Annotated in this window: 21 protein-coding genes; 9 read left to right on the top strand and 12 right to left on the bottom strand. The window is 42.0% G+C overall.

The annotated features are described in order from the left end of the window. Positions 1-9: 9 nt before the first annotated feature. Positions 10-222, bottom strand: a complete 213-nt coding sequence (locus AXW61_RS07555; RefSeq protein ID WP_004648643.1) for a cold-shock protein — start codon at positions 220-222, stop codon at positions 10-12. A 391-nt stretch (positions 223-613) separates the two neighbouring features. Between AXW61_RS07555 and AXW61_RS07550 the strand changes: the two genes are divergently transcribed. The 6 genes from AXW61_RS07550 (at position 614) to AXW61_RS07525 (ending at position 4,275) form a co-directional block, all read left to right on the top strand. Next, on the top strand, positions 614-847 hold the full coding sequence (locus tag AXW61_RS07550) for a sulfurtransferase TusA family protein (protein WP_004696251.1): 234 nt from the start codon (positions 614-616) through the stop codon (positions 845-847). A gap of 138 nt (positions 848-985) precedes the next feature. Next, the gene (gene rpoH / locus AXW61_RS07545) at positions 986-1,855 is read left to right on the top strand and encodes an RNA polymerase sigma factor RpoH (protein WP_004982243.1); all 870 of its coding nucleotides are present in this window, start codon (positions 986-988) and stop codon (positions 1,853-1,855) included. Positions 1,856-1,984: 129 nt separating this feature from the next. Beyond that, complete coding sequence (locus AXW61_RS07540) at positions 1,985-2,350, top strand: DUF423 domain-containing protein (RefSeq protein WP_062033855.1); 366 nt, start codon at positions 1,985-1,987, stop codon at positions 2,348-2,350. Positions 2,351-2,369: 19 nt separating this feature from the next. After that, complete coding sequence (gene thiS, locus AXW61_RS07535; protein ID WP_004696245.1) at positions 2,370-2,567, top strand: sulfur carrier protein ThiS; 198 nt, start codon at positions 2,370-2,372, stop codon at positions 2,565-2,567. Positions 2,568-2,579: 12 nt separating this feature from the next. Then, positions 2,580-3,365 carry a thiazole synthase gene (locus tag AXW61_RS07530; protein ID WP_062033852.1) on the top strand — a complete coding sequence of 262 codons (786 nt, stop codon included), beginning with the start codon at positions 2,580-2,582 and terminating at the stop codon, positions 3,363-3,365. A 184-nt stretch (positions 3,366-3,549) separates the two neighbouring features. Further along, complete coding sequence (locus AXW61_RS07525) at positions 3,550-4,275, top strand: hypothetical protein (RefSeq protein WP_062033850.1); 726 nt, start codon at positions 3,550-3,552, stop codon at positions 4,273-4,275. 40 nt (positions 4,276-4,315) lie between these two features. Here the strand turns inward: AXW61_RS07525 and AXW61_RS07520 are convergent, their stop codons facing one another. From AXW61_RS07520 to AXW61_RS07510, 3 genes are all read right to left on the bottom strand, one after another. Beyond that, entirely contained in the window at positions 4,316-4,627 is a 312-nt protein-coding gene (locus AXW61_RS07520; RefSeq protein ID WP_062033848.1) for an antibiotic biosynthesis monooxygenase, read from the bottom strand. Between the two features lie 15 nt (positions 4,628-4,642). After that, positions 4,643-5,224: an NAD(P)H-dependent oxidoreductase gene (locus AXW61_RS07515; RefSeq protein WP_062033846.1), complete on the bottom strand. Its 582-nt coding sequence runs from the start codon at positions 5,222-5,224 to the stop codon at positions 4,643-4,645. A gap of 157 nt (positions 5,225-5,381) precedes the next feature. Continuing rightward, complete coding sequence (locus AXW61_RS07510; protein WP_062033844.1) at positions 5,382-5,993, bottom strand: glutathione S-transferase N-terminal domain-containing protein; 612 nt, start codon at positions 5,991-5,993, stop codon at positions 5,382-5,384. 219 nt (positions 5,994-6,212) lie between these two features. On the opposite strand from AXW61_RS07510, the gene AXW61_RS07505 reads away from it, so the two are divergent. After that, on the top strand, positions 6,213-7,655 hold the full coding sequence (locus tag AXW61_RS07505) for a SulP family inorganic anion transporter (protein WP_062033842.1): 1,443 nt from the start codon (positions 6,213-6,215) through the stop codon (positions 7,653-7,655). Between the two features lie 60 nt (positions 7,656-7,715). On the opposite strand, the gene AXW61_RS07500 is transcribed toward AXW61_RS07505, so the two are convergent. Then, entirely contained in the window at positions 7,716-10,166 is a 2,451-nt protein-coding gene (locus AXW61_RS07500) for an ExeM/NucH family extracellular endonuclease (RefSeq protein ID WP_062033895.1), read from the bottom strand. A gap of 193 nt (positions 10,167-10,359) precedes the next feature. Between AXW61_RS07500 and trmB the strand changes: the two genes are divergently transcribed. Beyond that, the gene (gene trmB, locus AXW61_RS07495; protein ID WP_005400603.1) at positions 10,360-11,076 is read left to right on the top strand and encodes a tRNA (guanosine(46)-N7)-methyltransferase TrmB; all 717 of its coding nucleotides are present in this window, start codon (positions 10,360-10,362) and stop codon (positions 11,074-11,076) included. 53 nt (positions 11,077-11,129) lie between these two features. On the opposite strand, the gene AXW61_RS07490 is transcribed toward trmB, so the two are convergent. The 7 genes from AXW61_RS07490 to AXW61_RS07460 form a co-directional block, all read right to left on the bottom strand. Beyond that, a complete protein-coding gene (locus tag AXW61_RS07490; protein WP_062033840.1) occupies positions 11,130-11,915 on the bottom strand; it encodes a fatty acid desaturase in 786 nt (261 codons plus the stop codon). A 127-nt stretch (positions 11,916-12,042) separates the two neighbouring features. Further along, the gene (locus AXW61_RS07485; protein ID WP_062033837.1) at positions 12,043-12,816 is read right to left on the bottom strand and encodes a Rossmann-like and DUF2520 domain-containing protein; all 774 of its coding nucleotides are present in this window, start codon (positions 12,814-12,816) and stop codon (positions 12,043-12,045) included. Between the two features lie 91 nt (positions 12,817-12,907). Continuing rightward, entirely contained in the window at positions 12,908-13,705 is a 798-nt protein-coding gene (locus tag AXW61_RS07480) for a thioesterase family protein (protein WP_062033835.1), read from the bottom strand. A gap of 53 nt (positions 13,706-13,758) precedes the next feature. Then, positions 13,759-14,433 carry a class I SAM-dependent methyltransferase gene (locus AXW61_RS07475; protein ID WP_062033832.1) on the bottom strand — a complete coding sequence of 225 codons (675 nt, stop codon included), beginning with the start codon at positions 14,431-14,433 and terminating at the stop codon, positions 13,759-13,761. Positions 14,434-14,503: 70 nt separating this feature from the next. After that, positions 14,504-15,496: a biotin synthase BioB gene (gene bioB, locus AXW61_RS07470; protein WP_062033829.1), complete on the bottom strand. Its 993-nt coding sequence runs from the start codon at positions 15,494-15,496 to the stop codon at positions 14,504-14,506. A 74-nt stretch (positions 15,497-15,570) separates the two neighbouring features. Continuing rightward, entirely contained in the window at positions 15,571-17,259 is a 1,689-nt protein-coding gene (locus tag AXW61_RS07465) for an AMP-binding protein (RefSeq protein WP_062033826.1), read from the bottom strand. A gap of 99 nt (positions 17,260-17,358) precedes the next feature. Beyond that, positions 17,359-17,985: a TetR/AcrR family transcriptional regulator gene (locus AXW61_RS07460; protein ID WP_004982268.1), complete on the bottom strand. Its 627-nt coding sequence runs from the start codon at positions 17,983-17,985 to the stop codon at positions 17,359-17,361. A gap of 148 nt (positions 17,986-18,133) precedes the next feature. On the opposite strand from AXW61_RS07460, the gene AXW61_RS07455 reads away from it, so the two are divergent. Continuing rightward, a complete protein-coding gene (locus AXW61_RS07455) occupies positions 18,134-19,306 on the top strand; it encodes an isovaleryl-CoA dehydrogenase (protein WP_005400596.1) in 1,173 nt (390 codons plus the stop codon). Positions 19,307-19,334: the final 28 nt, after the last annotated feature.

The following is a 19,334-nucleotide window of genomic DNA, read 5'->3' as shown; positions in this document are numbered from 1 at the left end:
TTCAGACAATTAGTCTAAAGGTTGTACTTCTTCAGCTTGGAAGCCTTTTTGACCTTTTACAACGCTGAATTCAACGCGTTGGCCGTCACGTAGTGAACGGTGGCCGTCGCCTTGGATTGCACGGAAGTGAACGAATACATCGTCGCCGCCATTGCGTTGGATAAAGCCGAAGCCTTTAGTGTCGTTGAACCATTTAACTACGCCTTGTTCACGAGCTGTCATAAGTTAATCCTCATTGTATCTAAAAGAAGGACCACCCGGTGTTGCAAACAGCAGACCAAACAAGGTTTAAAAATATTTATTATTTCTAAGCTTGTAATCATTCTGTATAACTATTAACAAAATCCCGGTTACATCCATTTGTAAAATAGGATTTAAAACAATTTATAGTTGTGTTAAATCCCAGTACGCGACGAGCTTAACATGGGTTAAAAACAATTCATACCCTTTTTTTTGATTAATCGTCTTTTTAATTCAGCATATTTTTTAACTAGTTATTTGTAATTTTAGATATAGCGACTATAGACCTATAAAGCATGAAATATTTGGGTTTTGGCACTGAATTTGCTACTATTTCTATCACCCTGAATGTTGTGAAGCTTTGCTTAGCTATATGAGTGATATCGAACAAAATACCAACATTATTGATGCAATGGGGCAACCATGTCCTATGCCTCTGTTGTTGCTTAAACGCGCACTTAAAAAGAGTCCGGCGCAGCATTTTCTATTAAAATCGTCTGATCCGCACAGTCAGATCGATATCACACGTTATTGCGAAATCCATCATTTAACTTGTGTTTTGAAACAAATTAATGAACATGAATTTCACTACTTCATTGAATCTTAATTCTTTTCAATTACACTAAGTCTATTCACATTTGCATAAAAGTTTACATTTCTATACCCAATTTTCCATTATTCAGTGGAAGATTGGATTAAGATAAATTCAATTGTTGGGTAAAAATGAAATCCCTAAGGAGAACACATGAGTGACAGCAGCAATCAATTGATGCCCCTGTCATTATCGGCACCAGGTGTAAACTTGGGCGCTTATATTAGTACTGTCAACCAAATCCCGATTTTGACAGCGGAACAAGAAAAAGAGTTAGCTGAACGCTACTATTATGACCAAGACCTAGATGCCGCTAAACTTTTAGTCATGTCGCATCTGCGTTTTGTGGTTCATATTGCCCGCAGTTATGCAGGCTACGGCTTACCTCAAGGTGACCTCATTCAAGAAGGTAACTTGGGCTTAATGAAAGCCGTTAAACGCTTCGACCCAAACATGGGCGTACGCTTGGTTTCTTTTGCGGTGCACTGGATTAAAGCAGAAATTCACGAATATGTGATTCGTAACTGGCGTATTGTCAAAATTGCGACGACTAAAGCACAGCGTAAACTGTTCTTTAATTTACGTAGTCTAAAAAAATCGTCTAAAAAGCTCACTCTAAAAGAAGCTCAATCGATTGCAAATGACCTCAATGTGACACCTGAACAGGTGTTAGAAATGGAAGGTCGTTTAACTGCTTATGATGCAGCGTTTGAAGCTCAAGGCGATGATGACGATGAAGGTTCAACCCATGTTGCACCTGCGCTCTATCTTGAAGATAACCGCTACGACCCAGCGCGTTTGGCTGAAGAAGAAGATTACGAAGAACAAAGCACCAATGCTCTGCATGATGCGATGGAACAGCTTGATGACCGTTCGCGTAATATTTTACAGCGCCGTTGGTTAGATGATGAAAAATCAACATTGCACGAACTGGCTGCTGAATATAATGTTTCGGCCGAACGTATTCGCCAGCTTGAAAAAAATGCCATGGAAAAAATTAAAGTGGCGATGTCATCAAACTAAGATGATACAGATACAGAAAAGGGCGAAATGCCCTTTTCTTTTTAATAATAAATGAGGCTTTTTGTCTTTTAACCTTTCTTCAAAATATGCTACTTTGTTGCGCACAGTGATATAAGTAAAGCATTGCATATGTGGATTGCGATTTCAGCGCTGAATTTAGCGTTTGCCGTTATATTAGGTGCCTTTGGCGCACATGGTCTCAAAGCACGTGCTACTGAAGCCCAATTGGCTTGGTGGCAAACTGCAACTGATTACTTTTTTTACCATGCGCTTGGTTTACTGGCGCTCGGCATTTTGGCCAAAGTTATTCCCCAACTTCCCATTAAAACCAGCTTTTTACTGATTCAAATCGGCATCTTCTTTTTCTGTGGTTCCCTCTATGTCATGGCATTGGGCTTACCGCGTGGCCTAGGTGCGATTACCCCGATTGGTGGCGCATTGATGATTGCAGGTTGGTTGGTTCTGGCATGGAATGCCATGAAATATGCCAAGTAAACAACTAGAGATGAGCACCATGCAAATTTATTTAAACGGCGAACTACAGCACACCGAATGTAAAAACCTGCTTGAACTGGTGCAAACTTTTGCACTTGAAGGCAAACGTTTTGCTGTTGAGCAAAATGAAAATATTATTAGTAAAAGTAAATTGGAACACACTCCAATTTGTGCAATGGATCGAATTGAAATTATTCATGCCGTCGGTGGCGGTTAATACGGAGTTCACATGCAAGACAGCCCTCTCATCATTGGTTCTAGATCATTTCAATCTCGTCTATTGGTGGGCACAGGTAAATATAAGGACCTGCAAGAAACCGATTTGGCCATTCAAGCCAGTGGCGCAGAAATCGTGACGGTTGCGATTCGTCGGGTCAATATTGGTCAGCATCCTGATCAACCAAACTTATTGTCCGTGGTCCCACCTGAAAAATATACCATTCTCCCAAATACAGCAGGCTGCTTTGATGCCAATAGTGCCGTGCGTACCTGTATGTTGGCGCGTGAATTATTAGATGGTCATAACTTGGTTAAGCTTGAAGTGTTGGGCGATGAAAAAACGCTATATCCAAACATTACCGAAACATTGAAAGCGGCACGTACCTTGATTGACGATGGTTTTGAAATCATGGTCTATACCTCGGATGACCCAATTGTGGCACAAGAGCTTGAAAGCATGGGCTGTGTTGCCATCATGCCTTTAGGCAGTTTGATTGGTTCAGGTTTAGGAATTTTGAATCCACACACGATTTCTATTATTAAAGAAAATGCCAAAGTGCCAGTATTGGTGGATGCAGGTGTGGGAACGGCAAGTGATGCAGCCATTGCCATGGAGCTCGGCTGTGATGGCGTGTTGATGAATACCGCGATTGCTGCCGCTCAACAGCCAATTTTAATGGCATCTGCAATGAAAAAAGCAGTTGAAGCGGGTCGAGAATCCTTCCTCGCAGGTCGTATGCCTCGCAAACGTATGGCCAATGCAAGCTCACCAGAAACAGGTTATTTCTTTAAATAATCTCTTAATCTGTTTTAAGCGATAAAAAGGATTCTTCGGAGTCCTTTTTTATTTATTTCAACACTAGGACAACACTTTATGATGACCTAGGTTGTAGAGACATTTCGCCACACGCTTTGATACACTCAGCAATATCCACCTTCAAACATCTATAACCATATAAAAATGAGAGGAAGCGATGCCCATGCAAAAATGGATCAGACCAACACTCATAGTTAATGCCCTATTTTTCATAACACTCACAAGCCATGCTTTGGCCAAAGTAGAGGAAAAACCGACTCTCAAAACAAGCTACCAATCTTTTGTGCCAAAAAACTGGAAGATTTTAGAAAAAGTCCAAGGCGATTTAAACCAAGATGGTCAAGCGGATATTGCCCTGATTATTGAAGATAGCAATCCTGAACATATTGTTAAAAATGATCGCTTAGGGAGTGATGTCCTCAATATCAATGAACGAAAGCTTTTGGTTTTATTGAAGCAAACGCATGGTTATCAACTTGCGGCAACTAATAGCACTTTGCCAACAGAAGGCGATATAGAGTCCCCTTGCCTCGCTGATCCGCTCGGTGAGACTGAAGCGTTAAGCATTCAAAAAGGTGTGCTCAAAATTCATCTGCATTACTGGTTAAGCTGTGGTTCATGGTATGTGACCAATCACACGTATACCTTCCGATACCAAGACCGTGCATTTAAACTGATTGGTTATGATGTCGATGATTTCCACCGTGCATCAGGCGACATCACGGCGCGAAGTATCAACTTTATGACAGGCAAAGTAAAAAGTACAACAGGTGAAAACGAGTTTGCTGAAACAACACAACCTGTCAAAGTTCAATGGTCAACACTCAAACAGCGCTACGCATTGAAACTCGAACAGGTTCAGTTCAATGAGCCACTGGAGTTTCAATAAACAGAGCGAAGAAAAGCGCTGTAAAACTCATATGCATCACTTATTGCGCTTCTAAAATACGAATTTGTACATGAGCAACTGCACCTTCAGTTGCTTGAGCATGTTGCTGCATATTGATACTGTGCATATGTGTTTCTAAATGCTGCATGCTTTCCCATTTTTCATACATCATGATTGAAAACGGTACTTTGGTCTGTAATGCACTCTCAACAGCAGGATGGTCAATATGCACGTCATAGAGGTGGCAACCAGGCTCTTGTAAGACCTGCTCACGAATGTTGTTGAATGAATCAAGAACCGTTTTAAAATCTTGCTCTGAATGACAAATAATTTCAGCTATTACAGTTAACATCGTTGCCTCTCCGAATTAAGCAAAAACTTGCGTCAAATGATCACGGTACTGTGCCATATAGGCTGAAACTTCGGGTGCTTTAATCACATCATTGACAATAAACGTCGGTAAGGTTTGCATTCCTAAAAACTGATTGGCTTTGTGAAAAGGTAAATAAACCCCATCGACCCCAACCCCATGGAAAAATTGTTCAGCATCGTTAAATGCATCCATCGGTGCATTCCATGTCAACGACAGCATATAGTTTTTATTGTGAATCAGACCGCCTGAACCATATTTTTTTGAAGCATCTGAACGTGAGCGACCATCACTGGCATACAGACTACCATGCCCTTCGGTAAAGACATCATCGATATACTTTTTTACAGTCCACGGTGCACCCATCCACCAACCTGGCATTTGGTAAATAACGGTGTCTGCCCACAGAAATTTCTCCACTTCAGCTTTTGCATCATATTCGCTGTCGGCACGGGTCACTTGAACCTGATGTCCTAAGCCTGACAAGACCTCTTGCGCAAGTTCAGTCAAGGTATCGTTTAACTGGCCATTCGAGTGTGCAAAGGTTTTTGCACCGTTAATTAATAAAATATTTTTCATGGGAAAAGCCTAAAAGCCAAAATCTATGTAGGCACTATAGAGACTCTGTTCAGCGCTAAAAAGGAGTGAATTTGCAAAATATTATTGACTAAATATCAACAATAAACTTTAAAGTATAAAAAAAAGCGCCTTTCGGCGCTTCTTCAATGCATCAAAATTAAGGAATTAGACCTTCATCTCGCATTGCAATTTGTACTGACTGACGTTCAGCCACTTTATTACGGATAAAGATAATATTTTTATACGGCGATAAATCATGTTCGATGCCATTTGACCAATTGGTGAGGACAAATAAATACGCATCTGCGGGGCCAAAATTATCATCGACCAAATAGTCATGATCCGACTCACCAATTTGTTTATCGATATAACTAAGTAAATGATCAATCTCTGCATAGGCTTTTTCTTTGGCAGCAGCATCTAATGGCGCACCGAAGAACACGGCATAAGCATCGTGCAATTCAGAGTTTAAATAACCTAACCATTCTAAAACTTTGGCACGCCCTAAGCCTGATGGCGGAATAAGATCTTGTTTTGGATCATGTTGTGCTAAAAATGGCAAAATGGCTACATTTTCAGTCAGAATCAAACCTGGATTAATTTCTAAAGCGGGTACATATCCTTTTGGATTAATTTCGTAATAATCAGCACCTTTTTCTGTTTTATGTGTTTTTAAATCTACTCGGACTAAATCAAAGTCAACATTAATTTCATTGAGGATAATGTGCGCCGCAAGCGAGCACGCACCCGGTGCATAATAAAGCTTCATATCTGATCCTTGTTATAACTCTATTCTCTGTTTTAAATGGCTTCTAACAAACTTTCAAGTGATCAAAACCTGTAAATTGCAAAAAAGCGTAAACGAAAAATCATTCGTTCGCCTATTGAATATTGTCTAATTCACATTTTTTTTCAAGTACAACAACACTGCAATTTGCAACAGAGTTGTTTTATCATAGCCCCCTTGACCCTAAAATGAATTTGATCTGTGATTAGCTTTAAAAAAGATGAATGGTTTTCTAATATTCGTACCGATGTTCTTGCTGGTTTAGTGGTAGGACTTGCACTGATTCCCGAATCTATTGCTTTTTCAGCAATTGCAGGTGTAGACCCTCAAGTCGGACTGTATGCCTCCTTTTGTATCGCAGTGAGCATTGCTTTTTTTGGTGGTCGTCCAGCCATGATTTCAGCAGCAACAGGCGCCATGGCCCTACTCATGATCACGCTGGTCAAAGAGCATGGTTTACAGTATTTACTGGCGGCAACCATTCTCACTGGGGTCATTCAAATCATTGCGGGTTATTTTAAAGTTGCCAAACTGATGCGTTTTGTGTCGCAGTCGGTGGTGTATGGTTTTTTAAATGCGCTGGCGATTTTAATCTTCATAGCGCAACTTCCAGAACTCAGCCAAATGAATTACTGGGGCTATGCATTTGTCGCTCTTGGCCTCGCTGTGATTTATCTGTTTCCTTATCTGCCTAAAGTAGGGAAAAGCATTCCCTCACCGCTTATTTGTATTCTTGTCCTGACCGCTTTGGCGCTGTTTTTAGGCACAGACATGCGTATGGTCAGTGACTTAGGTCATTTCCCCGATACTTTACCTGTTTTTCTACTACCTGATATTCCACTAACCCTTGAAACGCTGCAAATTGTCTTCCCTTACGCCATCACATTAGCGACCGTCGGTTTGCTTGAAACAATGATGACCACCACGGTGGTAAATGAAGTTACAGGCACTGAAGGTGATCGTCATCAAGAATGTCGTGGACAAGGCATGGCCAATATTGTGAGCGGTTTTATGGGCGGTATGGCAGGCTGTGCCATGATTGGACAATCTGTGATTAATGTCAGCTCTGGTGCACGTACTCGGCTTTCAACCTTAGTGGCTGGTGTGTTTTTACTGTGTTTGGTGGTGTTTTTTAAAGACTGGCTGTCTTATATTCCAATGGCAGCTTTGGTTGCCATTATGATCATGGTGGCATTTACAACCTTTCAATGGGACTCGGTTAAAAACTTTTCTAAACACCCGCTACAAAGTAATGTGGTGATGTTGAGTGTCGTAATGATTGTCTTAGCCACGCATAATCTTGCCTTGGGTGTCTTTGTCGGAGTTTTACTGTCCGCATTATTTTTCATCAATAAACTGGAAAGTACGGTTCATGTTCAGTCTGAACTGCATAATCATACCCGTCGCTATGTAGTGAGTGGTCAAATTTTCTTTAGCAGTTCAGAGAAGTTCTTTCAGTTTTTTGACTTTAACGAACATATTCAGAAGGTTGAAATTGAACTTAGTAATGCACATATTTGGGATATGACTTCAGTCAATATGTTAAATGCTGTGGTTGAAAAGTTTGAAGCCCACGGTGTTGTGGTCGAGGTGTTAGGCTTAAATGAAGCCAGCAGCACCCTCATTGACCGCATCAGCTCATAAAATTGAAACCATAGACAAAATAAAAGGGCGATGACGCCCTTTTATTGTCAATAAAGCGAGTTAAGACTGATTCTTGCGACGTCTTAAACTGCCATACAATGCCAAACTAATTAATCCTAATGCAGTCCACAGCCCTGTACTTCCCGCACTGGTTTTATCATCGTTAACCACTGCATCATTTAAGTCTAAATCTACAATCACAGGATCATGGTCAGAAGAACGGTAAGCATCGTCCGCATAGAATGCAACAATTTGCTCCTCAGTTTTATATTCTTCGTTATAGTCCAGTGCAGTCGGTTCATCTGCATTGATATGCCATGCAAATGCTTTTTTCACCAATGGATAAAGTGCTGCATCAGCAATCGCATGATCCAGATTTCCTGCACCACCATAACCTTGAGTATTACTGGCTACACCAAAGACATAGCTATAAGCAGTTTTCCCCTGACCAATTTTTTCATCATTCAACAGCACTTTATAGTTGGCTTGTTCAAGCGCCAAAATTGGATCTTCTTTGGCATAACTGTTCATATCCCCCAACAGTAAGACATTCGGTTTACTTACCTGTGTTGGATTTTTCGCGACCCATTGTATTAACGCTTGGACCGCTTTAACGCGGGTTGGATTCCAGCAACCTTGACCGTCGCCCTGATCTGCCTCTATCGAAATTTTATCATCTGGACAGCTACCTTTAGATTTCAAATGGTTCGGAATAACCGTAAAAGTCTTCCCACCTGATAGAGCTTGAAAGGTTTGCGCCATCGTGACTCGGTTTTTGTGACTCTGGTCATCAAAGACCGCTGCTTCATTGATTGGTTTGACGCGCTTAGCATTATAAATAATGGCAACAGCAATCGCATCGGTTCCAAGTTTGTCAGCATTCGGAGGCGTTACATATTTCCAGTCGCTTCCAAGCGCCTGAGCTAAATAAGCAACTGCGCTACGCTCGCCATAACCATTGTTGGCAATTTCCATCAGACCATAAACATCTGCATCAATCGCTTTTAATGCACTGACAATTTTCTGATGTTGCTTTTTAAACTCAGCCTCAGAACTTGCACCACGTTCCGTCGGAAAACCTTGTGCCAAACCATTGTCATAATTCAGTACGTTAAATGCTGCAATACGAACTTGCTGTGTAGCCTTTGCGGGAACGCTTGCACGTGGGTTTTTCGCATCTAAGACTTGTGGCGCTGTTGCACCAAGCACAGGTTGAATTCGCCATTGGTTATAGCGGTATTCTAAAATGCCTTGTACATTTTGCAGTTGTGCGCCTGTACGTAGGGTATTTTTAGCACTAAAGGAAGTTGGCAACCACGGCGTTCTGTTCTGATTGTTATAGCCATCATCCAAAATGAGTTTAGAACGTAAATTCTGTTGTGCAAGCGCTTTGGCTTCCGTTGAGTTGGCAGGATATAAATTGGTTGGAATATATAAACGCGCAGGGCTTAAAGCCAACTGACCATAACGCCCATAGTCATAGTTTTCACTGACCGTTAGAGTTTGAGGAATATTGACCAACATGCCTTGATAGCGTTTTGGTGCATGGCCTGACATTTCAGTCAAATTATCAAAGGGCAAAGTGATCGCCATTGGCTTAACCCAATCACTTGCCGAAGGATTACAGACAGTAATATCACTGCTTAAATCTTGAAGCTGTAATTGGTTCTGATAGGTTTTCAACTTGCCTTTGAAAATAACTTCCTGCCCCACTTGCCCACCTGTCACACTACTTGAAGATGGCACATAGACAAATACCGCATTGCTAGTATTGGCTTTGGCTTGAGCATCTGGCGTTTGGACAAAGAAACCTGAGAAACCATTGTTATAACGATAATCAGCCGTGATTACGCCTTTCACAACATATTCTTCATCTTGCACTGCATTTTGCAATGTCGCAATTGGAGTAGCTGTCGTACTACAGCTCACAGTGGTTAGGGGTGGTGCCGTATTTCCTGCAAGGTAATTGGAAAATGCGTTTCGATCTGACCACTTTTCCCATGTCGATGCCAAATCAAATGGTGCGGTAACGTCAATCCCTGCACTGGATACATTATTGCTTAATAAAGTGCGTTTAAAGCTATTTCCCTTTGCAACACCACCCCATCCAGTGCTTGGTCTTTCGCCCACTGTACCAAAGCGGTCAATCGCAATACCATTATGATAAAGCACCAAAGTATCGTCACCATTGAAAGCTAAGTTCGCCTGCTGTTGTACCGCATCGCCCAGCGCTTCTTTTAAAGCAGAATGCCCGACTAGATAATGCCCCTTTCCTACCAATTGCCCTGTCAAATTCACTGTCAAATTTGCACTGGTACTGCCATTTGCAAACTGCTTGATCTGATATTCTGCCAAATTGACCATAGTCGGGTCTGGATTATAAATTTCTAATCCTTTCTTATTTGAAGTTCCATCTACATACTGACTAAATAACAGTTGTGCATAGGCAGGAAAGGAGCAACCTGCCAAAATCAGGCTCAGGCTTAATATCTGTGGCTTAAATTTTTTCATCATTTTTTTATCAGTTGGTTAAATCAGCTGGCAGGTTAATTTTTATTCGTTACATCATGATTAATAAATGATGACAGTTTCTAGGCTGCGCAAACATGGTGGTGCTGAATTTAATAAATTCTGAGTAAAAAATTTGACTTGTCCTGCTCAGGACTTACAATACCGCTTTCGAATTTCTACATCTGCCAAAATTATGACGAATGATCAATTAGACCAGCAAGTCGTCGAGCTAGACAACTTAAATGAACACCGCGAAATTGTGACATTTATGCGTCGTTCATCTCCGCTGAACACCTCGCAACGCACTGCGCTTGAACAATATGGTCACATGATTTTGGAATATCCTGTAGGTGACTTACGCCAGCAGTTTGAACATCCAGAGCGTCCGCTTACGGTTGAAATCGGCTTTGGTATGGGACGTTCATTGGTCTTGATGGCGCAGGCCAACCCTGAACGTAACTATGTCGGGATTGAAGTGCATGTTCCAGGGATTGCGCAATGTGTGTATGAAGCTGGAATTGCAGGTTTAACCAATCTTCGTCTTTTAGATGCAGACGCTATTCAAGTATTACGTGAAATGCCAGATAACAGCATCAACGCTGTGCAACTGTACTTCCCAGACCCATGGCAGAAAAAACGTCACTTCAAACGTCGCTTCGTGTCACATGACCGTATGCCACTGGTGGAACAGAAATTGGAAATGGGTGGAACATTCCACGCAGCTACAGACTGGGAACCGTATGCAGAGTGGATGATTGATGTACTCGATAACCGTCCAAATCTTGAAAATATGGCAGGCAAAGGCAACAGCTACCCACGTCCGGACTGGCGCCCACAAACTAAATTTGAACGTCGTGGACTCGAAGAAGGTCATAAGATCAACGACTTCTTATTTAAGAAAATTAAATAAATTTTAGATCTCATAAAAATAGGGCCTAGAGCCCTATTTTTATGTCCGATGTTTTAAAACACATGCCGAATTTCAACCGTTGGATCATGTTCATCCAAACGTTTTGCCAAAATATGTAAACGACGAGTTGGCACTGCGGGAAACAAATGATGCTCCACATGATAAAACATGTTGTAGGTTACGACCCGTTTAAACTCATTACGCACAGTACGCGCCATATAGACATGATCTTCTGTATCATGATGCACCGTCCACACCGCAAAAAATGCCGTCATGCATTGCCCAATCAACATGGCACTGACATGGTATTTTAAGATACTGATGTCCAAGATGACAAAGACCAAAAACAATACAATGACGTTGGCAATCAGTTCAGCCGTCATCCATTTTTTCTGCGTTTTTGTCCCAACCTCAAAGGCTTTTTTATGCAATATCCATGGAAAAACGGGGCCAAAAAGCAAAGCTTGCCACCACTGCATGGTTGCACTTTTCGCTTCAATATCTTCGTCCTGCATACAGTGCTGATGGTGGCGGAGGTGATTAATTTGTACAGCATGCATCGAACCGAGCATGACGATGCTCAAAACAAACATCACCCAATGGGTCGCAGGTCGGCTAATCCCTAAGGCAAAATGAAAAGCGTTATGCACCTGTCTGAGCCCTGTTAAGAAAAACATAAACGAGCAAAACAGCGCCAAGACATACCACTGTAAACTTGCAAAAATAAAAGAAACGATCAACCACGGTAAAGAGATAAATAACTCACTGATCACATCGGCACGGCCTAACTGAACGAGATCTTTCCACTGCACTTGTTCTAATAATGAATGTGAACGCATACGCCCTCTATTTGTTTGTATTTATTTTAAGCAACACTGTACCGAATCTTAGGGCATAAAAAAAGCCACGTTTTCAGTGGCTTTGCTTGTTCTTTGTGACTCGCTTTTTTGTTTATTATTTTAAATGTCAACTGTGACGTTGACTGATCTGCTGACTCATTAAGGCATACACTTCAGCAAGATCCGCTCGTTGAGCTTGCGCAAGCATCTGTTGATGCATCTGTAAAATATTCTGATCCTGACGCATCGCAGGGCCAGTTTGCATCTGCTTCGGATTATTCTGTGTGGCTTTCTGCGCGGTTTCTAAAATCAATGGTTGTAGCAGATTAAAATCGACCTGCTCTGCATCCACCACTTGTTTCGCCATGTCATAACAATAATTACTAAAATTACAGGCAAAGACAGCCGCTAAATGCAAACTTAGACGCTGCGCAGAGCTGTAGCTATACACGCGTTGGCTCAGGCTTTCTGCCAGTGTATGTAATCGTTGAAGATCCATATTTTCAGTGGCTTCTACAAACAACGGCGTATTTGACCAATCAATTTCACGTTCTAAGCTAAAGGTCTGTAAGGGATAAAAAACTCCTGCACGTGCATGTTGCGTCGACAAAACTGAAAGCGCTGTACTCCCCGAAGTATGTACAATCAACACATTCGGCAGATATTCAGTCAAGGCCGAAATCACACTCGGAATAGACTGATCACTTACTGCAATCATCACCAAATCCACATCAGCATTTAACTGCTGAAAATGACTGACCGCCTTTGCATGTACGACTTGTGCCAAATCTGTAGCTTTGTCAAAGCTTCGGCTATAAATATTGACGATTTCATGCTGAGACATCAGGGCTTTGGCCAAATGATGAGCCACCCGCCCGGCTCCAATTAAACTGATCCGCATCTTCATTTCACTATTTTAAAGTGCCTACAGCATGCCAATAAAAAAAGGATGAAGCAATTCATCCTTTTTTTATTAAATTGACACTGACCAACTAAAACTTACGAAGAGTCAAAATCTGTTCACTACGGCCAAATGGCCCTTGTTCATCGTGCAAAACCGCACTGGTTAAGCCAATACCATCATCACCATATTGCTGAGTCGCTTCCAAACCTAACCATTTCCCTTGGGGTAAACGGTATAAATGCAGTTGTAGATCTAAATTGGGAAAACCCCATCCAGATGCTGGATTTTGACGTGGGACAATACCGTTGGCTGTATCCACCATACCCAATAAACGCACAAAACTTGATGTGTCCTGAGCTTCCACCATGTCCAAATCATTATGTAACCAAACGATACCTTTACCTGCTCGATGGCCTTCTGCCGCACGTGTCTCAATACTCTGGATATAACCACCCGGCCAACATTTCATCCCATCCCATACCGGCAAAGTTTCAGGATGTACAATCGATTGATCTTCTAGCCCTGCAATTGCACTGGTATCTTGCTTCATCATTTTCCAAGCACGGGCCACAATACAAGTCTTCCCGTCTGCCTGCATTTCCGCCTCGATCAGTTCAATGGTTTTTCCAGCACGAATGACACGGGTATGCACCGTAAACTCACCAAAAGCGATCAGTCCAAAAATATCTAAACTCACGCGTCCAATGCGCATCTCATCACGTGGTTGAAACTGCTCTAACTCTGCACACAAAACCCCTGTTGCAGGTGCCATGTGCTGTTCATGCGGGTTCCATGCGCCTTGTGCATGAATATTGGAAAGATAAGACGCCGTACAGCTCCCATCACTGTGCTGTTCACGATTTAAAAGTTGATAATAGGCTGCCATGTATATTCCTTCACTCTTATCTTTAAAATGTATCTTTTTACTGCCATTGGTTTTTACTTTTGTGCAAAAAAACCATAATAATTCAACAGTTGACTATAAGTTCGTACTTCATTAAATCCAACTTTAGTCAGAAGCTCTTGCATCTGGCTGGCCGAGACCAAATAAAAATCTTGTTGTAGCCGCTCAATCATTTTTTCACTCTGTATCACTGTCAAACCATTGCTCTGACATAAGGTTTGTAGAACCTTGAGTTCAGTGTCATCACTAGAGCTCATCAGGTCATAGCTCAGTAAAATAGCTTGTGTTTTAAGACAGCGTAAAATGTCGGCAAAGAAGAATGACTTTGCTTCAAGTGGAATAAAATGTGCCACCAATATGGCTAAAGCGGCATCAAACTGTGCACTTTCCTGTAATGCCGTCGTATCACCATGCACAAAGTGAACCCGCGTTAAATCTCTATGGGTCTCGCTCAATAACTGCTGCGCTTTTTCAATCATAGTCAAAGACGGGTCGACAGCGGTAAAACTCCACGTCGGATGCTGCGCCAACAAATATGAAAGCTCATAACCTGTACCACATCCTACAATCAATACGTGCGCATGTTCTGGTAAATGTGTTTTTAAAATGGCTTGAATTTGCAGATGGACCAACTCATAACCTGGAATGAGCTTACGAATATGTTGATCATAACCATCCACTACAGTTTGACTCTGAAAGTCTTTCGCCATTTTATTGTTCACTCATCTACTTTTATTCATCGCCCTAAATCTACACATTCATGACCGCATGTTCTAGCACTTAAGCCACAGCCATAGCATCGACTGTTAACTCAGCAAGTTGCGGTTTGGCTTTTTCTGCATGTAGACCCAGTTTTTGAAAGAGTTGTTGATCCTTGCCTTGTGCCGTATTTGGCGTAGTCAGCAATTTTTCACCAGAAAACAATGAATTTGCACCGGCCATGAAAGCCAAAGCTTGATCGGCATCGGACAACGATTCACGTCCCGCGGACAGACGAATATAGCTTTTCGGCATAATAATGCGCGCTACCGCAATAGTGCGAATCCACTCTGTCACATCTAACTTTTCAACTTCTGCCAAAGGCGTACCTTGCATTGGAACCAGCATGTTGATCGGCACAGATTCGGGATGTATCGGTAAAGTCGCCAATTCAAACAATAAGCCAATTCTATCTTTGGTCTCTTCACCTAGGCCAACAATCCCGCCACTACACACTTTTAAGCCTGCCTCTCGAACATGACTTAAGGTATCTAGACGGTCATCAAAACTACGGGTACTAATCACATTTGGGTAGTACTCACGCGACGTGTCTAAGTTATGGTTGTAATAATCGAGTCCTGCACCTTTTAAACGTTCGGCTTGGGAGGCATTTAGCATGCCTAGCGTCATACAAGTTTCTAAACCCAAAGCTTTGACTTCACGCACCATATCCAAGACATAAGGCATATCGCGTTCATGTGGATTGCGCCATGCCGCGCCCATACAAAACCGTGTAGAACCCGAGGCCTTCGCCTGCTGTGCTTCGCTAATGACCTTTTCAACCACAATTCTTTTTTCAGCTTCAAGCTTTGAGTCATAACGCGCAGACTGTGAACAGTATTTGCAGTCTTCAGGGCATTTTCCTGTTTTGATCGACAGTAAAGTACTGACTTGGATGGCATTCGCTTCAAAGTACTGACGATGAATTTGCTGTGCTTGAAAGACCAAATCTAAAAAAGGCTGTTGGTAGAGTGCTTGTATTTCAGCTCGAGTCCAATCATTTCTCAGGTGCATATGCTATTCCTTTTGCTTTTCACTTCGGACTTTCCTTTGGCTTCAACCCAACAAAGGAAAGTCCGTCTTCAACCTTATGCGATTTCTTTCAAATCCAGTTCATTACGCATAAATTCCTGCAATTTAAACTTCTGTGCTTTACCCGAAGCTGTCATTGGGAACTCATTAAAAAACCGGACATAACGTGGAACTTTATTGTGTGAAATATGTTCCGCACAGTACTGACGGATCGACTCTTCAGTAATTTCATGATGCTCATGTAAAATAATACATGCACATAATTCTTCACCATAACGTGCATCGGGCAGACCAATCACTTGGACATCACTGACATCAGGATGGGTATATAAAAAGTCTTCGATTTCTTTCGGGAATAAGTTTTCTCCGCCACGAATGACCACATCCTTAATTCGGCCTTTAATTTTCACAAAACCGGCTTCGTCCATTTCTGCGATGTCACCCGTATGCATCCAGCGTGCTGAATCAATCACTTCTTGTGACTTCTCATGGTCTTCCCAATAACCCAACATTACCGAATAGCCACGAACACATAGTTCACCCAACTGACCGCGCGGCACGACTTTGCCTTGCTCATCTACAATTTTAATTTCAAGATGCGGATGGACACGCCCCACGGTTCCGACTCGTTGTTCAACTGAATCAGAGGTTGAACTTTGTGCACTGACTGGTGCCGTTTCAGTCATACCATAGCAAATGGTAATTTCGGACATATGCATCCGATCAATAACACGTTGCATAATTTCACGTGGGCACGGACTACCCGCCATAATGCCTGTACGTAAACTGGAAAGATCAAAGTCATCAAACTGTTCATGCTCTAAAATGGCAATGAACATGGTCGGTACACCGTATGCAGTAGTACATTTTTCTTGCTGAATGGCTTTTAACGTTTCTAAAGGATTGAACACCGCCGATGGATAGACCATGGTTGAACCATGCGTAATGCAGGCCAAATTACCCATCACCATACCGAAACAGTGAAAGAGCGGTACAGAAATACAAACTCGATCGTTAGGACTTAAGTGAATGGCTTCACCAACAAAATAACCATTATTGAGAATATTATTATGTGTCAGCATTGTGCCTTTCGGGTTACCTGTGGTGCCCGAAGTAAACTGGATATTGATGGTTTCATCAAACTGCGATTCGCTTGCAACGAGCTCTAATTGATTGAGCTGTCTCTTGCTGGGGGGAGTGAGCAAATCGCTAAAACGATGCAAACCCGTATGCTCTTCTTCATCAATTTTAATAATATATTTCAAATGTGGCAGTCGTTCTGCCTTTAACACTTTATTTTCAGCACCTTTAATTTCAGGTGCAATTTTCATTAGAATATCTTGATAATTCGTGCTTTTAAATTGTGATGCAATGACCAAGCCCTTACAAGAAACTTTATTCAACACATATTCGAGCTCATTACTTTTATAGGCAGGGTTCAAGTTGACTAAAATGATGCCCGCTTTAAACGCAGCAAACTGGGTAATCGTCCATTCCACACAGTTCGGTGACCAAATCGCAAGTCGATCGCCTTTTTTCAAGCCCAGTTTTAGTAAACTGCAGGCAAATGCATTGACCTGAGCTTGTAATTCCTTATACGTGAGTCTGACATTTTGATGCAGGCTGACAACAGCATCTTGTTCCGCATACTGCTGACAAGCCTGATCAAATTTCTCACCAATCGTCATGCCTAATAGGGGCTGACTGCTCGTTCCATAGGCATAACTTAACCGTTCTTGTGTCATCGAATCGATCTCCTTGATTCATTGTAATCTTGTTATTCAACTTTAATTGTTCTATGACTACTTCCCTTCAAACACCAAGCCTTGTGTTCACACCTGCTACTATTTTTCCTCCTGAACCTGAACTGCATTAACACAAAATTCGGCAATTTGTTTCACAAAGTAGTCTTTATAGTTTTGATCAAACATCACATTTCGAGACGGATTTAAAGGCTCAATCACCACAAAAGTCATGGCACCGACCACACAAAGTGCTGCGGTATTTAAATCTTCAAATCCAAACTCACCGTTAATTTTCCCTGCGGCCAGTATTTCTTTGATGCTCTGTTTAATCAGCTGTTTACTGCGAAAACGTTCATGTTCTAACTCAGCATCGACTGGTTCAAACATGAGCGAATACGCAAGTTGGGGGCTATTCATGGCACGTTTCACAAACGTGGTTACTGCCTTGTCCAATTTCTGTTTTGACGAGAGCTCACTTTCAGCAATGTGATTTAAAATTTTCACCTCATGCTGAATGGCCTCAGACAAAACCTCAATTAACACTTGGCTTTTGTTATCGAAGTATCGATACACCAAACCACTCGAAACACCCGCGCGTTCAGCAATTGCTTGAATTTGCGCGTCTTTAATCCCCCCTTGAGCAATAAGTTCACGAGCGGATTGCAAAATCGCTTCACGATTTTGTTCCATTCGTTCTTGCATCAACGATGATCTTTTATAACTCATAATTCTATTCTCAACCAGATAAAATGAATTGTAAATCAATTTGTGAATTTTAGTTCACTTTTTTAAAAATTCGATGTATTGTAAAAATCAAGCACAACAAAAATGCTTTATCAGGAACAATAAATACACTCATAGGACGAATGAAGAAATGACCCTACAAAGCTTAAATTTCGGTTTAGATGAAACACTCATTGCACTGCGTGATTCCGTTGCGGCTTTTTGTGCCAAGGAAATTACTCCTATTGCGCAACAAGTCGATCAGAACAACGAATTTCCAGCTCAGTTGTGGAAAAAATTTGGCGATATGGGCTTACTCGGTCTAACCGTCAGTGAAGAATATGGCGGTACAGGCCTAGGTTATTTAGCGCATATCATTGCCATGCAAGAAATCTCACGTGCTTCAGCTTCGATTGGTCTTTCTTATGGTGCACATTCTAACCTATGTGTGAATCAAATTAACCGAAATGGCAGCGAGGAACAAAAGCAGCGCTATTTACCGAAGCTAATTTCAGGTGAATACGTCGGTGCACTCGCAATGTCTGAACCAAACGCAGGCTCAGACGTAGTCAGCATGAAACTCAAAGCTGAAGATTGTGGCGATCACTTCCTGTTAAATGGTTCTAAAATGTGGATCACCAATGGTGGTGATGCTGATGTGCTTGTGGTGTATGCCAAAACTGATCTGCATGCAGGCGCTAAAGGCATGACAGCCTTCCTTGTAGAAAAAGGCATGGAAGGTTTTAGTCATGGCACACATTTAGACAAGTTGGGTATGCGTGGTTCGAACACTTACCCTCTGTTCTTTGACAATGTAAAGGTGCCAAAAGAAAACGTGATGGGCGGTGTAGGAAACGGCACGAAAGTACTTATGAGTGGTTTGGACTATGAGCGTGCAGTTCTGAGTGCAGGTCCTTTAGGCATTATGGATGCCTGCATGGACACCGTGATTCCCTATATCCATGACCGTAAACAATTCGGCCAAGCGCTCGGTGAGTTCCAGTTGATGCAAGGCAAAATTGCCGATATGTATTCGACTTGGTTGGCGTGTAAAGCGTTGGTTTATGCTGTGGGTGCTGAATGCGATAAGGCTGATCATAGCCGTAGCCTACGTAAAGATGCAGCCAGTGCAATTTTATATGCTGCGGAAAAAGCCACATGGATGGCAGGTGAAACCATTCAGACCTTAGGTGGAAATGGTTATATCAATGAATTTTCTGCAGGCCGTCTATGGCGCGATGCAAAACTCTATGAAATTGGCGCGGGAACTTCTGAAATTCGCCGTATGTTGATTGGCCGTGAACTGTTTAATGAAACAGCTTAACCCTCCACAACAATAAAAATGACAAGGA

It is taken from the genome of Acinetobacter sp. BMW17, from assembly GCF_001592855.1.
Taxonomy (GTDB): Bacteria; Pseudomonadota; Gammaproteobacteria; order Pseudomonadales; family Moraxellaceae; genus Acinetobacter; species Acinetobacter johnsonii.
This window is presented reverse-complemented; position numbering and strand designations above follow the sequence as displayed.

Coding starts and splice junctions, on each gene's coding strand:
- rpoH (WP_004982243.1), top strand. CDS start 986: ATGAGTGACAGCAGCAATCAATTGATGCCCCTGTCATTATCGGCACCA.
- AXW61_RS07510 (WP_062033844.1), bottom strand. CDS start 5,993: ATGAAGCTTTATTATGCACCGGGTGCGTGCTCGCTTGCGGCGCACATT.
- AXW61_RS07460 (WP_004982268.1), bottom strand. CDS start 17,985: ATGAGTTATAAAAGATCATCGTTGATGCAAGAACGAATGGAACAAAAT.
- AXW61_RS07540 (WP_062033855.1), top strand. CDS start 1,985: ATGTGGATTGCGATTTCAGCGCTGAATTTAGCGTTTGCCGTTATATTA.
- AXW61_RS07455 (WP_005400596.1), top strand. CDS start 18,134: ATGACCCTACAAAGCTTAAATTTCGGTTTAGATGAAACACTCATTGCA.
- AXW61_RS07465 (WP_062033826.1), bottom strand. CDS start 17,259: ATGACACAAGAACGGTTAAGTTATGCCTATGGAACGAGCAGTCAGCCC.
- AXW61_RS07550 (WP_004696251.1), top strand. CDS start 614: ATGAGTGATATCGAACAAAATACCAACATTATTGATGCAATGGGGCAA.
- AXW61_RS07525 (WP_062033850.1), top strand. CDS start 3,550: ATGCAAAAATGGATCAGACCAACACTCATAGTTAATGCCCTATTTTTC.
- bioB (WP_062033829.1), bottom strand. CDS start 15,496: ATGCACCTGAGAAATGATTGGACTCGAGCTGAAATACAAGCACTCTAC.
- AXW61_RS07485 (WP_062033837.1), bottom strand. CDS start 12,816: ATGCGGATCAGTTTAATTGGAGCCGGGCGGGTGGCTCATCATTTGGCC.
- AXW61_RS07530 (WP_062033852.1), top strand. CDS start 2,580: ATGCAAGACAGCCCTCTCATCATTGGTTCTAGATCATTTCAATCTCGT.
- thiS (WP_004696245.1), top strand. CDS start 2,370: ATGCAAATTTATTTAAACGGCGAACTACAGCACACCGAATGTAAAAAC.
- AXW61_RS07475 (WP_062033832.1), bottom strand. CDS start 14,433: ATGGCGAAAGACTTTCAGAGTCAAACTGTAGTGGATGGTTATGATCAA.
- AXW61_RS07480 (WP_062033835.1), bottom strand. CDS start 13,705: ATGGCAGCCTATTATCAACTTTTAAATCGTGAACAGCACAGTGATGGG.
- trmB (WP_005400603.1), top strand. CDS start 10,360: ATGACGAATGATCAATTAGACCAGCAAGTCGTCGAGCTAGACAACTTA.
- AXW61_RS07555 (WP_004648643.1), bottom strand. CDS start 222: ATGACAGCTCGTGAACAAGGCGTAGTTAAATGGTTCAACGACACTAAA.
- AXW61_RS07515 (WP_062033846.1), bottom strand. CDS start 5,224: ATGAAAAATATTTTATTAATTAACGGTGCAAAAACCTTTGCACACTCG.
- AXW61_RS07520 (WP_062033848.1), bottom strand. CDS start 4,627: ATGTTAACTGTAATAGCTGAAATTATTTGTCATTCAGAGCAAGATTTT.
- AXW61_RS07490 (WP_062033840.1), bottom strand. CDS start 11,915: ATGCGTTCACATTCATTATTAGAACAAGTGCAGTGGAAAGATCTCGTT.
- AXW61_RS07500 (WP_062033895.1), bottom strand. CDS start 10,166: ATGAAAAAATTTAAGCCACAGATATTAAGCCTGAGCCTGATTTTGGCA.